Annotated in this window: 12 protein-coding genes; 7 read left to right on the top strand and 5 right to left on the bottom strand. The window is 33.3% G+C overall.

The window, feature by feature from the left end; genetic code table 11:
• The first annotated feature begins 314 nt into the window (after nt 1–314).
• Complete coding sequence (locus tag B9T27_RS09160) at nt 315–2,255, top strand: acyltransferase family protein (protein ID WP_086206520.1); 1,941 nt, start codon at nt 315–317, stop codon at nt 2,253–2,255.
• Nucleotides 2,256–2,758: 503 nt separating this feature from the next.
• The gene (locus B9T27_RS09165) at nt 2,759–5,227 is read left to right on the top strand and encodes an acyl-CoA dehydrogenase (protein WP_086206594.1); all 2,469 of its coding nucleotides are present in this window, start codon (nt 2,759–2,761) and stop codon (nt 5,225–5,227) included.
• 625 nt (nt 5,228–5,852) lie between these two features.
• On the opposite strand, the gene B9T27_RS09170 is transcribed toward B9T27_RS09165, so the two are convergent.
• A complete protein-coding gene (locus B9T27_RS09170; RefSeq protein WP_086206521.1) occupies nt 5,853–6,209 on the bottom strand; it encodes a hypothetical protein in 357 nt (118 codons plus the stop codon).
• A gap of 368 nt (nt 6,210–6,577) precedes the next feature.
• Here B9T27_RS09170 and B9T27_RS09175 point away from each other — a divergent pair, with 368 nt between their 5' ends.
• The 3 genes from B9T27_RS09175 to B9T27_RS09185 all read left to right on the top strand — a co-directional run bounded on the left by B9T27_RS09175 (nt 6,578) and on the right by B9T27_RS09185 (nt 8,566).
• Nucleotides 6,578–6,838, top strand: a complete 261-nt coding sequence (locus tag B9T27_RS09175; RefSeq protein ID WP_086206522.1) for a hypothetical protein — start codon at nt 6,578–6,580, stop codon at nt 6,836–6,838.
• Between the two features lie 305 nt (nt 6,839–7,143).
• Complete coding sequence (locus B9T27_RS09180; protein ID WP_086206523.1) at nt 7,144–7,707, top strand: 1-acyl-sn-glycerol-3-phosphate acyltransferase; 564 nt, start codon at nt 7,144–7,146, stop codon at nt 7,705–7,707.
• A gap of 109 nt (nt 7,708–7,816) precedes the next feature.
• On the top strand, nt 7,817–8,566 hold the full coding sequence (locus B9T27_RS09185; RefSeq protein ID WP_086206524.1) for a YebC/PmpR family DNA-binding transcriptional regulator: 750 nt from the start codon (nt 7,817–7,819) through the stop codon (nt 8,564–8,566).
• Between the two features lie 132 nt (nt 8,567–8,698).
• Here B9T27_RS09185 and B9T27_RS09190 read toward each other — a convergent pair whose 3' ends face one another.
• Both B9T27_RS09190 and B9T27_RS09195 read right to left on the bottom strand, forming a co-directional pair.
• Nucleotides 8,699–9,169, bottom strand: coding sequence for an Lrp/AsnC family transcriptional regulator (locus tag B9T27_RS09190; protein ID WP_086206525.1), 471 nt, complete (start codon nt 9,167–9,169; stop codon nt 8,699–8,701).
• A 425-nt stretch (nt 9,170–9,594) separates the two neighbouring features.
• On the bottom strand, nt 9,595–10,359 hold the full coding sequence (locus B9T27_RS09195; protein ID WP_086206526.1) for a glutathione S-transferase family protein: 765 nt from the start codon (nt 10,357–10,359) through the stop codon (nt 9,595–9,597).
• Nucleotides 10,360–10,587: 228 nt separating this feature from the next.
• On the opposite strand from B9T27_RS09195, the gene ychF reads away from it, so the two are divergent.
• Entirely contained in the window at nt 10,588–11,679 is a 1,092-nt protein-coding gene (gene ychF / locus B9T27_RS09200; RefSeq protein ID WP_086206527.1) for a redox-regulated ATPase YchF, read from the top strand.
• Between the two features lie 58 nt (nt 11,680–11,737).
• Here ychF and B9T27_RS09205 read toward each other — a convergent pair whose 3' ends face one another.
• Nucleotides 11,738–12,211, bottom strand: a complete 474-nt coding sequence (locus B9T27_RS09205; RefSeq protein ID WP_086206528.1) for a GNAT family N-acetyltransferase — start codon at nt 12,209–12,211, stop codon at nt 11,738–11,740.
• 270 nt (nt 12,212–12,481) lie between these two features.
• Here B9T27_RS09205 and B9T27_RS09210 point away from each other — a divergent pair, with 270 nt between their 5' ends.
• The gene (locus B9T27_RS09210) at nt 12,482–12,865 is read left to right on the top strand and encodes a hypothetical protein (protein ID WP_086206529.1); all 384 of its coding nucleotides are present in this window, start codon (nt 12,482–12,484) and stop codon (nt 12,863–12,865) included.
• Between the two features lie 67 nt (nt 12,866–12,932).
• Here B9T27_RS09210 and B9T27_RS09215 read toward each other — a convergent pair whose 3' ends face one another.
• Nucleotides 12,933–13,415: a hypothetical protein gene (locus B9T27_RS09215; RefSeq protein ID WP_143222572.1), complete on the bottom strand. Its 483-nt coding sequence runs from the start codon at nt 13,413–13,415 to the stop codon at nt 12,933–12,935.
• Between the last annotated feature and the right edge of the window lie 47 nt (nt 13,416–13,462).

Below are 13,462 nucleotides of genomic sequence, written 5' to 3' on the forward strand. Positions count from 1 at the left end.
AATCATTAACATGAAGATTAGTTTCGACTACTTCGTATTCTTAAAAATTCCCCTACTCTACAATCAGCATGGCAATTCTCTACATTTTAAAATGGGGGTATCGCATGCGTGAAAATAAATAAAGTATGTTCAGCCCACATTTGAAGCCATCATATTGTATATCTAATTACATTCCATATCAAAAAATAAGAAATTCTGATACACCAAATTGTAAAATTATGTTAGTGAATTTTATGTAATTTTTAATATTATTTGCAATTACAAAGAATCACTCTAGAATCCTCGGCTTTATAAAATTTAAATTAGGCCTAGACATGCAGTTTAGATATGACATCAATGGATTACGAGCCATCGCAGTTATTGCTGTCGTTATATTTCATTTTAATCCTGAATGGCTGCCTGGTGGGTTTGCAGGAGTTGATGTTTTCTTTGTTATCTCTGGTTTTTTGATGACCTCTATTATTTTTAATGGTATTGAAAATAATACTTTTAACTTATTTAAATTTTATACCTCTCGTGCTAACCGAATTATTCCTGTCTTATCTGTATTAGCAATTGTTTTATTAATTTTTGGTTGGTTCTACTTACTTCCATCGGATTATCAATATCTCGCAAAACAAGTCGAAAAAAGTATTATTTTCACCTCTAATATTTTATTTTCTACAGGTGGTGGATACTTTGATACCAATGAAAAAACTAAATGGTTATTACATACTTGGACTTTGTCGGTAGAATGGCAATTCTATATTTTTTACCCATTGCTAATTGTATTCCTAAAAAAGTTTTTCAATATTTCTAAAATCAAAAAAATTATTCTTGCTCTCTGTATTCTAAGTTTTATTTATTGCGTTTTTTCGACTTATAAAAATCCAATTTCGGCATATTTTCTTATTTCTAGCCGTGCTTGGGAAATGCTACTTGGTGGATTAGCATTCTTGTTTCCCTTTACAATTCGCAATATAAAAATAGCGACATCATTACAAATTTTAGGAATTATTTTAATTATTTTTTCTTATTTTTTAATTTCCGAAGCTACACCATGGCCAGGATACTTAGCATTACTTCCCGTAATAGGAACCTATCTTATTATTAGTAGTAATATTCAAAATAATCCTTTAATCAATAATATTATTTTCAGAAATATTGGGAAATGGTCATATTCAATCTATGTTTGGCATTGGCCTATTGTAATATTAGGCGTTTACTTTTCCATCAGTAATTGGTGGTTATATGGTATTCCTTTATCAATTTTTCTTGGATTTATAAGCTATCAAGTTATAGAAAGAAAAAAATTACCTACCTTTCAATCATGGAAAGAAATATATAAAGTTAAACCACTTTATATGGTGGTTTTTATTTTTTTAGCAGCAGATTTAATTAAGAAAACGAATGGGATGGAATGGCATTATTCAAATACTATTATCGAGGCACTCAATGAAATAGAAAATACAAACCCCTATAAGTGTGATGATGACTTTCAAAAATATAATTATAAATTATTAGAATGTAAAATAGGTAATCAAGAAAATATTAAGGCCATTGTCATAGGTGATAGTCATGCGGATGCTTTAACGACAGCTGTTTTAGCCACCTTAGACTTAAAAAAAGAAGGTATTGTATCTATAATAAAATTTGGATGCCCATTTATTTTAAATGCTAGAAATAATATGGATAAAGATCAAACTTGTTATAAAGAAAATAATGAGCGTATAAAAGCTTTAAAGAAGTATGAAGGTATACCCATTATTTCTATTGCCAGATGGTCTGAAAAGTTACAAGGTGAGACAGATCCAGAAAGAATTAGAGGTTCAAATACGCCAGAAATGTATTTTGGGAATACTCCTCTGATATCTCAAAATCAAATGTTTAATGATTTTGAGAAAAATTTAAAACTTACAGTCTGTTCAGTCAAAAAACACTCGCCTGTTTATCTGATGCAACCTCTACCAGAAATGAATTTTAACGTTCCTAAAACAATAGGTAAAAATTTCCTTTTTGGAAAGCAAAATGCTGATCTTTCTATCACACTAACTCAGTATTTAGATAGAGCAAGCGATGTAAGAAATATCATAAAGACTGTAGCCGATAAATGTGGAGCTAAAATTATCGATCCAACAGAGATATTATGTAAATCAGGCAAATGTATTGCTCAATATAATGGTCGTTCCATCTACCGTGATGGTGATCATATGAGTGAATACGGAAATAAACTATTAACACCGATGTTTAAAGAGGCTTTGAATTTAACAAAATAATTTTTTAATTTTTGATCAACTAGCTATTTTCTGCTGAAAGCCCTTAATTGAGGGCTTTTCTTTATTTCAATCCACTATTTCTTGAGTGCTGATTAAACTAATAACTAGCGGCATAATTAACATTAAAATACTTTGAGTAATTATTTATATTATGATTTAAATTTAATAAATAATATTTTTTATAGTCCCCCAACTTTTATCAGCTTATCTTGTTCAAGCATAATTGATAAATATTTACTAATTAAAATATCAAATTACAATATAGAAACATAGATAATCAAAACTATCACGTTAACTTTTTAGTGACAAAACACTAAATATTAGCACTTGAATACTGTGACTTTAAATTGCTACAACAATAGAGATAGATGTTTTTTATTTATTTAAAAACTAGCTGAAATATCATTTAAAAATAAATAGAAATTATTCAAATTCCAATGATCTATTTCTATTTATCTTCTCGTGTTGAATTCAAACTCAGCCAATCAAGGAGTAAGATTTTGATTACATTCATATGGTTTTTAGTCACGCTATTCATTCAAGCCTTAACCTTATGGGCAATATTCTTTTTTTCTTTCTCAAGAAAAATCGGCTCACTCACTATTCTTATCATTGCTTTATTTACTGCATTCATTACGCCATGGTCACTCATTTTAGGGCTTCCATTAGTTCTAATCAGCTTAATACTCGTCATTGATCCGCTTAGAATGTTCTTCATTACTAAACCCGCTTATAAAATATTAGCTAATTCAATGCCTAGTATGAGTACAACGGAACGTGAAGCTTTAGATGCAGGTACAAGTTGGTGGGAAAAAGAATTGTTTATGGGTGCACCAGATTGGTCTAAGTTTGATGCGTATCCCTATCCTGAATTATCCGAACAAGAACAATCCTTTATTGATAACGAAGTCGAACAACTCTGTGCCATACTAGATGAATGGGATATTCACACAAATCAGGATCTTTCCCCTGAAACGTGGCAATTTATTAAAGATAAGGGTTTCTTGGGCTTAATTATTCCTAAAACATATGGTGGTCTAGAATTTAGTGCTTTTGCACAAAGTCGAGTTATGAGCAAAGTTGCATCTCGCTCGCTCACTGCTGCGGTCAGCTGTATGGTTCCAAATTCACTTGGGCCTGGTGAGTTATTACTTCATTATGGTACTGAAGAACAGAAAAACCGTTATCTTCCAGGCTTAGCCAAAGGTACTGAAATCCCCTGTTTTGGTTTAACTGGACCTGAAGCAGGTTCTGATGCAGGTGCAATTCCAGATACAGGTATTGTCTGTTATGGTGAATTCGAGGGGAAAAATGTACTTGGGTTGAAAATGAATTTTTCTAAGCGATGGATTACGCTTGCTCCAATTGCAACGGTAGTCGGACTTGCTTTTAAACTTTATGATCCTGACGGTTTATTAGGTGATACCAGTAAAAATGACTATGGTATTACCTGTGCATTGATTCCCGCCTCTCATACAGGAGTTATAATTGGGCCACGCCATCATCCTGGTGGTTCTCCATTTATGAATGGTACCGTTGAGGGAAAAGATGTCTTTATTCCTATTGATTGGATTATTGGTGGTGCCGAAAATGCAGGTAAAGGTTGGCGTATGTTAATGGAATGCTTGGCTGTAGGCCGTGGTATTTCTCTTCCTGCGCTCTCTACTGCAGCAGGTGAAATGACCTATTTAACTGTAGGTGCATTTGCCAAAATTCGTCAACAATTCTCAATTTCTGTTGGTAAATTCACTGGTGTTCAAGAAGCGACTAGTGAGATTGCTAGTGATACATATATGTTGGAAGCCTTTCGCTATTTGGTCACATGCGGATTAAACCAAGGCGGTAAACCTGCTGTCATGACAGCTATGGCAAAATACTACGCCACTGAAACTATGCGTAAGTTAGTCAACCACGGCATGGATGTTGCTGGAGGACGTGCAATTCAACAAGGGCCTCGTAACTTCTTAGCTTTGTTGTATCAAGCCATTCCAATTTCGATTACCGTTGAAGGTGCTAATATTCTTACTCGTTCATTGATGATTTTTGGTCAAGGCTCAATGCGTTGTCACCCCTATTTATTTGAAGAACTTCAACTACTTCAGATGGATGATAAAAAGACTGCACTCAAAGAAATGAATACAATCCTTTATAAACATTTAGGTTACACCTTGAATCGAACTGCGCGTGCTTTAGCTTATGGTTTTACGGGTGGTTCAAATCATGCACCAAATAGTGTAGATACTTTTACTGCACCTTATTACAAAATCATAAATCGTTTCAGTACAAATTTCGCCCTCACTGCTGATATGTGTTTAGGCTTGTTGGCAGGTGAAATTAAACGTAAAGAAATGCTATCAGGTCGATTAGCAGACATACACTCATATATGTTTATTGCAACGGCTATTCTCAAATTTTATGAACATGGAAAACATACCCAAGCAGAGCAAACTCATGCTCAACTGGCTTTAGAAAAAATCTTATTTCAGGCACAGGAAGCATTTATAGGATTATTTGATAATTTCCCTTATCCACTGGCTGCTAGTTTAGTAAAGTTTGTTTGTTTCCCATTTGGTCGACCGCTAGTGCAACCAAGTGATAAATTAAAGCAACAAGTTGGTGATTTGATTATGGAAGACAATGCCTTTCGTAACCTGTTAAAGCAACATGTCTATTATAATACCAACCCTCAAGACGTAACTGGTCGAATGGAGTCTACTTTCCAAAGCTTACTTGAAATTAATGATCTTTGGGATAAATTTAAAAAGTCAGAATCAAAGGACTTATTTAAAGGTTTAACTTTTGAAGAGCATATACATGATGCCATTCAAATCAATTTTATTACTCAAGCCGAAGCAAATCGTTTACTTAAATATAATTCAATGCGCTATGACAGTATGCTGACGGATATTTTCAATGAACATTTAAATGAGGTTTTACCTTTGGAAAATCCACACTTATCTTCATATGAATAGTCTATTGATATTTACTAAAGACCCTCATTTTGAGGGTTTTTTATTTCAATTAATACAATGAGCAAGTTAGCCTAAAAAACTGCTCTTGGCTTGTATTCTGCTCATAAATATCAAGATAACGCTCCCATTACACGATATTAAAAATTTTAGTAAAAACCAAATTTATATATTGCAATCTAAAATTTTCTTAAAGCCTCACCAAATAGCAATTATAAAGTCATTCTTTTGTAATTACTAATAACCTCTATTTTATACCAAATATAACTAATTGATGATTCATAATAAGTTGCTTAAAAATTATTTTAAGTGATATTTAAGAAGCGGTTTCTGACTAATCGCAAGATCAATATGCCTTTGTCTTCTACCGACAGATAGTCAAATACTGATACTAGAGACTGAGTTGAGTCCACATAATATGTCACCTTTTGATTCTACATATCACTGCATAATTAGGATCAAACTAAACCATCAACTCTCTCAATTGATTAATCTTGCGCATTATGCTGCTCTACTAATAGGAAAGCCAATTGATTTTATGCAATAAATTTGTAAAGACTTATTCACTGGAAAATAATAGAGTTGAATAGGTTATTAGTACTCGGTTTATGCAACAAAGCCAAAGAAATTAAATATTAGATGTGCAATCAATACTTAATTTCTTTGAATAACCACTCATAATATTATTTAAATCAGCCAAATATTTCGCTTGAGATTCTGGACTTCCAATCGCATGACCGTATTTTAAACTTTTTGGGATATATTCTTCTTTATATAATTTCTGAAAATCATTACATAAAATAATTTTTTTCCCTTGTTGTGATATGTTTTCATCATCCAAATTAAGAAGAATTTGCGTAATCTTTAAATCAATTGCATCTAAGTCTTTGCTAATAGAGATTAACTCCAGTTCATTTATTTTTTCTTTGTTAGCATTTGAGCATGCTGTAAGTAAGGCAAAACTCATTATTAAAATTTTTTTCATAGTACTCTTCTTTTTATTTATAAAAATTTATCTTAATTAAAATAGTGTACAAAGTCTATGTCATACGTCTAATTGAGACTTAAATCAACATTTATGTATTTATAGTGATATATTCATGAAAGTCTATCGATTTAAAGCAAAAATTCAAAAAGGGCTTAAAAAAATAGTTGGCAACTTTTCTAAATCATAAAAGGTACAAAAAATATTAAATACAAATTAAAACAATTATTAGTCACTCTAAATAATATAATTGTAAATACCTTTAAATAGGTATTTTTGATACTCTTAAAAAGTATTAATTTAAATAGGGTTTAATTTATTTTAAATCAAATCTATCTCTAGGATGCTATATTTTATAAGGAGATACTATGAGTATTAAAATAACCAATAATTCGGAATTAGCAATTAAAGCATGCGTAAACAAATGGGGTGATGAAGGCGATACAGTCTGGTTTATTATTCAATCTGGGACATCTGAAACATGGGCTAGAGAAACGGATAAACCACTGATCATGCTTATTGAAAAAGATAAGCAAATCACTGGATATTGCATTTATTCCGAGAGTAAAATTATTATAACTGAGACCAAAGTAACCGACCGTGGACTGGAAAAAAACAGTCTGTCTTGAATAATATCCAAAAGCCCTTTTAGGGCTTTTTTATAAATAAGACTCAATAATATATACTTTTTCACTCTACATATTTTTCAAAACCAGTGTAATCTTACTGCGTACTAAACTTATAAAAAAAGATAGTTTTAAATTAATTTCAATATAAATCAAATAAATAAAGATCAGTCACATCATTATCCTCCTATTAAATTTATTGCATAAAACTACAAACAACATCTAAAATTAGCATTCCAATCATTGTTTTTTTAAATTTAAACTCGCAAAATTCTTATTTAAATTTTCATGTATTACAAAGGGCTAAAATGAAAAAACAACTTGGTAAACTTACTTTTAAACTTGCAGGTTGGAAGTATCATGTTGAGCCAAATGTGCTTGAAGATAAACAGGTGATCATTGGCTTTGAACATACCTCAATGATGGATGCCATATTATCGTTGGCAATTTTTCAAATATATGATTTAAAGATACACACCCTTATCAAAAAAGAACTCTTCAAAGGCCCAATGAAGCCCATTTTAGAAGCACTTGGCGGAATAGCCGTTGATCGAAAATCAAATCAAGATATCGTGACACAAATGGTTGAACTATTTCAAAATAATGACCAATTTAATTTAGTCATTGCACCAGAGGCTACACGTGCTAGAAACAGTCAGAGTCGTAAGCCTATCCGTACAGGATTTTGGCATATTGCTAAAGCCGCCAACGTTCCGATTGTTTTAATGTTTGCAAATTCAAAAACCAAACAAGGCGGAATATTTGGAAAAATCTACCCGAGTGATTTAGATCATGACCTTGCTGAGATCAAACGCCTGTACAAAGAAAATACAGGATTAGATATTCTGATTCCTGAAGCTAAAAAATCTTAATAATTGACGTTATTCTAGTCCTTAAGTACTTTCTCACAAAAAAGCGCTTATGGTAGAATCTCTGCAAAATGATATGGCATAAGGCCAATCTACAAGGAGCATATTTCGCATGGCGGGTCATTCCAAGTGGGCTAACATTAAGCATCGTAAAGCAAAACAAGATGCTAGCCGTGGTAAAGTTTTTACAAAATACATTCGCGAGCTTGTCACTGCTGCTAAACTCGGTGGTCCTGATGCTGCAAGCAACCCTCGTCTACGCGCTGTAGTTGAAAAAGCGCTATCTGTAAACATGACTCGTGATGTTATCAACCGTGCCATTCAACGTGGTGCTGGTGGTGAAGATAATGACGATTTAAAAGAAATTACATACGAAGGTTACGGTGTAGGTGGCGTTGCTGTATTAGTGGAAACAATGACTGATAACTTGAACCGTACCGTTCCAGACGTCCGTCATTGCTTTTCTAAAACTAATGGTAATTTAGGTACAGCTGGTTCAGTTGCTTATCTCTTTACTAAACGCGGCGAGATTACTTTTGAAGATGTTTCTTTAGAAGATAAAATCATGGATGTTGCATTAGAAGCTGGCGCTGATGACATTGAAGTCGGTTCTGATGAAATTGTAGTCATTACTACACCTGAAAGCTTCGGTGATGTTCAAGATGCCTTAAGTGCTGCGGGCTTAAAATCTGATAATGCAGAAGTTGTGATGAGTCCATCGACTAAAGCTGAAATCAATGATGTTGATCAAGCTAAGCAAATCTTAAAAATGATTGATATGTTTGAAGATCTTGATGATGTTCAAAACGTTTATACCAACGTTGAATTCTCAGATCAGGTTTTAGCGCAACTTGATGAATAATCAAATTGAATTTAAAAAACGCACTTAATTGTGCGTTTTTATTTAAGAAAAGTATCAAAATAACCGCTTCGACATTACTGCAATTGATATACGCTATTTCTCAAAATTTGATATTTTAATTAATGATTAAACTTACACGCGACTGAGTAAGCCATTGCAATTAAAAACATTATATTTTTTAATCACAAAACTTGAATGCAATGCCACCACATGTTCAATTTTACCAATCCGCTTCAACAAAATGTCACTATAATTTTCCATATCTTTTGCAACAACTTCAACTAAAAAATCTGCCGATTGCCCTGTTACCAAAAAAGCATTAATCACTTCAGGAATATTTTCCAATTCTTCCAAGAATTTTGCAAAAGTATCGGTATCATGTTTACTCAACGATACCTGTAATATGACATGTAATTTAAAGCCTAATTTTTCGTAATTAATATCGCGCTTTAAGTTAGTCATGAGATTCGTTTCTATGAGGTGCTTAATACGACGATGTACCGAACTTACAGAAAGACTAATCCGCTCAGACAGCTCATTTAGATTAATATCTTCATGGCTTAATATTTCAAGTATTTGTTTGTCGTAACGATCTAGTTCCATCATTGGCTCCAATGTTATTCTTTATTTGGGTATGATGAACTCATCATGCTGATTACATCTGAGAATGCTAAAACTTAATCGAAAAACAGGATTTACATCAAAAATTATTTGCTGGCCACTGCATAGCAGTTCTCTATAAAATTCTATGCTATCCAAGCCCTAAGCAAATCAAAATTTTTCTAGTATTCCCCGTCTTACCCCATCTCAGTTTAATGTATACCTTACATTCATCCTTACTGGATTATTTGCCTAAAATTTATTAATTTCTAGTATTTTTTAGAAAATATTTTCATTAAATTGCATAAATTTGTATTTATTTTCTACAAAAACATAAATAACGGTAAATTTATCTACATTTTAGTGAAATTTTGATAATTTTTCATTCATGTAATATCAAAAATTCACTTATCCTTTCTGAAAACAGCTTAAATACCTCGCCAATCTACACGTGCATTTCTTTCAGTCATATAGATTCGTTGAACATATTGCCCTAAAGGTAGATTCAGTAATTCATTTTTATATCCAAGAAATGCATCTGACTGAATTTCATGATTTTCATTTTCCCAAGGCGTACCCTCGAGCTCCAATAGCGGTGCCAGCATCGAACATACTGCAATATCGGCCAGCCCCAAACGATCTCCGACTAAATAGCGACAATGATTTTCAATTAAAATCTGATTTAATTCAGCAATAATAGCATCCATCGTATTTTTGGATACCGCTACCCTTTCAGCATCTAGTTGATAGTTTTTAGCAATTAATGTTTTTAAAATTGGTTTAGAAATTTTTTCAAATCTACGTAAATAACCTTTTTCACCAATCATAATTTCTATAGGTTCATCACTAATTGATAAGGTGAGTGCGAGGCCCCAACGACGGACGTGTAAGCCAAGCTCATTGGCGAGTAAATTAATTTCCAGTGTTTTTTCACGTAATCTTAGATCTGAACGTAATAAAGCGTGCTCAGGATAAATCTCATCTAAATACAAAGCGATTTGGGTCGAGTCAGCAATCCACCGCTCCCCATCTTTTAAAATAGGTAAATTATTTTGCCCTGTTTTTAATTGTGAGAATGCCCGATGCACCCCTGGAATTAAATTATGCGCAATAAAATCCAACCCTTTATGATCAAGCAACCAACGTGCTTTTTCACAATAATGGGAAAGTGGAAATTGGTAAAGCGTGCGCATAAATTCTCCAAATTATTTTTTTAATCAAGTCTTTAATCAAGATTAGTCCTAATAAAGCGTTACTGTAATCATTCAATACATGAAATACAATGAACATTATGTGTATAGCTTCTGTCATTTTAACAAAACTTTTTTAAGACTTTAAATCTTGTGACGGAGACCTGACTTTGTCATGGCTTTCATGTAAAATCGTCGGCAATTTTTATATAATACTTTGTGAGTCATTTCATGGGTTTTAATTGCGGTATTGTCGGCTTGCCGAATGTTGGTAAATCTACACTTTTCAATGCATTGACTAAAGCTGCTATTGCTGCTGAGAACTTCCCATTTTGTACCATTGAACCCAATACAGGAATTGTTCCTGTACCTGATCCACGTTTAGACAAATTAACGGCGATTGTAAAACCACAACGCGTTATTCCAACCACGATGGAATTTGTAGATATTGCAGGTTTAGTCGCTGGTGCATCTAAAGGTGAAGGCTTAGGTAACCAATTCCTTGCCAATATTCGTGAAACTGATGCAATTGCACATGTTGTACGTTGTTTTGAAGATGAAAATGTTATTCACGTCAATGGTAAAATTGATCCATTAGATGATATTGCAACCATTAACACTGAACTTGCACTTGCAGACTTAGAAACTGTTGCTAAAGCAATCACTCGCTTAACAAAATCTGCAAAAAGTGGCGATAAAGAAGCAATCGCAACCAAAGCGGTTTTAGAAAAAATTCAACCTGTATTGGATGAAGGTAAACCAGCTCGCGCGACTGATCTTGATGATGATGAGCGTAAATTGGTTCGTGGCTTTGGTTTAATGACTTTAAAGCCAACCATGTATATCGCCAACGTTGCTGAAGATGGTTTTGAAAACAATCCACACTTAGATGCTGTGAAAAAGTTAGCTGCAGAAGAAAATGCAATTGTGGTTCCACTGTGTAACCAAATTGAAGCTGAAATTTCTTTACTTGAAGATGAAGATCGTGCTGAATTCCTTGAAGCTATGGATATGCAAGAACCAGGTCTAAACGTGGTAATTCGCGCAGGTTATTCACTACTTGGCCTACAAACTTACTTTACTGCTGGCGTACAAGAAGTACGTGCATGGACGGTAAAAGTTGGTGCAACTGCACCTCAAGCTGCTGGTGTTATTCATACCGACTTTGAAAAAGGCTTTATCCGTGCTGAATGTATTGCATACGATGACTTCGTTCAATATAACGGTGAAGCTGGTGCTAAAGAAGCTGGTAAATGGCGCTTAGAAGGCAAGACTTATATCGTACAAGATGGTGATGTTTTACATTTCCGTTTTAATGTATAAGTTTTAAAAATAAAAGCCTCAGTCTAGCTGAGGCTTTTTAATTTCAGGGAAAAATGTATTAAGTATTATGGCTTGAAAAGATCGAATAGCGCATTGGAACAAACTTCATTCCATTAAATGTCTGAACAGCTTGCTCCAGTCGATGAAAGCCTAAACGTTCATAAACACCTACTGAGTTCAAACTTGCATTTACAGTTACCTGTATAACCTCACTCACATTAGAGCAATGCTGTTCTAATAAATAATCCCACAATACCCGTGAATAACCTTGCTTCTGAAATTTTTCAGCAATAAATAAGTGATACAAATGACTGGGTTTCTTTAAAGCAATGACACCAATCAGTTCTTGTTCACTTTGCATAAGTAAATATTCAAATTCATTACTTTGAATAAATTCATCAATCTTGTGACACTTAAAATGTTCGAGCGTATCAAAATCTTGCTCCTCTAAAAATAAAGGTGCAAGTTGCTTAATCAATTGGTAAATGTGATTTGTATCAGCCTTTGTCGCTTTTCGAATGATAAAATTCATATAATATTAACTTTAGATATTCTTATAATACTTGTATCAAAAAAACCTAATAAATTCATAATTAATAAAAAAATATATAAATAACTTATTTTAATACAATAAAAATATCAATCTTTATGACAAAGCTTAAATATAAATTAAAAATTCAACTGTGCTGCAATAAGACTATAAATGTTTGCTTTAATTAACAACTTTGTGCTTTTCAAAATTGTTATGTCATATTACATTTTAGTTTAGGTACTAACGCCTTACCATATAAAGATAAAGACAATGAAAAAAATCATAAAAGTTATAACCGTTGGTTTATTTGCCATGTTAAGCGCGACAGCATTTGCATGCCCAAAAGGCACAACGCTGGTCGGTGGAACTGGACCAAACCATAAAGGCGGAACATGTGTTGCTGCTTCTGGTATGAGTAAAGCTGCCACAAATAGTAAAGATACAGCCATGAAAGCTAAAAACGATACGACTAAAGCAAAGGATAAAGCCACTCATAACGCTAAAAATACAACCGATCTCACCACAAACAAAGCAAAAGAGACAAACATGGGTGCAAAACACGACTCAACACATGCAGCAAAAACAACAGCCGACAAAGCGCACACGATGAAAGATACGAGCAACAAAGCAAAAACAGATGCTACAAAACATTAATTCTCAGGCTAAAAAGCGAGATTTAAAGATCTCGCTTTTCTATGACTTAGTTTAAAGTAGTGCATCTTTAGAAAATATTATTATTAGCTTTGGTATTACCTAATGCTGGGTGATCAATCGCATCTTTACATTGTGCTTTATCATGCTCATAAGCTTTTTGTTTTGGCAAAATATTGTCACCTTTTTCCAAATTTGCTCTTGCCCAAGTATCTAAACTGGTCAATGCTTTACGGCATAAAGCATATTTACCTTCAGTAACTGAGTCAGTCATTTTGACATTAATACGCCAATCCATACTGAGTTTACGAATAGGTTTCCGAACTTTATCCTCAATTAAATTCAACTGCTTACGATACACATATGGCTCAACCTGATTCATCAATATCCAAGCTTGTTTAGCATACGCTGTTGCATCATTGGTCAATTTAGGTGCAGCTTTAATTTCCACCTTGTCTTTCGGATCAGAAGATGAATTTCCACACGCTTGCAAACCTAAAATACTAGAAAATACAACCATCATTAGGAAAGAGTGAGGCTTGACCGCAAACATAGTGAATACCTGAACAAACAATTAACTACTATGCTAGTGAATTCGGG

The organism is Acinetobacter sp. ANC 4648 (genome assembly GCF_002135345.1).
In the GTDB taxonomy this organism is placed as follows: domain Bacteria; phylum Pseudomonadota; class Gammaproteobacteria; order Pseudomonadales; family Moraxellaceae; genus Acinetobacter.

Bases quoted from the DNA above. Each gene is read 5' to 3' on its own strand.
- B9T27_RS09190 (WP_086206525.1), bottom strand. From the start codon at position 9,169: ATGGAACTAGATCGTTACGACAAACAAATACTTGAAATATTAAGCCAT.
- B9T27_RS09160 (WP_086206520.1), top strand. From the start codon at position 315: ATGCAGTTTAGATATGACATCAATGGATTACGAGCCATCGCAGTTATT.
- B9T27_RS09215 (WP_143222572.1), bottom strand. From the start codon at position 13,415: ATGTTTGCGGTCAAGCCTCACTCTTTCCTAATGATGGTTGTATTTTCT.
- B9T27_RS09170 (WP_086206521.1), bottom strand. From the start codon at position 6,209: ATGAAAAAAATTTTAATAATGAGTTTTGCCTTACTTACAGCATGCTCA.
- B9T27_RS09195 (WP_086206526.1), bottom strand. From the start codon at position 10,359: ATGCGCACGCTTTACCAATTTCCACTTTCCCATTATTGTGAAAAAGCA.
- B9T27_RS09205 (WP_086206528.1), bottom strand. From the start codon at position 12,211: ATGAATTTTATCATTCGAAAAGCGACAAAGGCTGATACAAATCACATT.
- B9T27_RS09185 (WP_086206524.1), top strand. From the start codon at position 7,817: ATGGCGGGTCATTCCAAGTGGGCTAACATTAAGCATCGTAAAGCAAAA.
- B9T27_RS09180 (WP_086206523.1), top strand. From the start codon at position 7,144: ATGAAAAAACAACTTGGTAAACTTACTTTTAAACTTGCAGGTTGGAAG.
- B9T27_RS09175 (WP_086206522.1), top strand. From the start codon at position 6,578: ATGAGTATTAAAATAACCAATAATTCGGAATTAGCAATTAAAGCATGC.
- ychF (WP_086206527.1), top strand. From the start codon at position 10,588: ATGGGTTTTAATTGCGGTATTGTCGGCTTGCCGAATGTTGGTAAATCT.
- B9T27_RS09210 (WP_086206529.1), top strand. From the start codon at position 12,482: ATGAAAAAAATCATAAAAGTTATAACCGTTGGTTTATTTGCCATGTTA.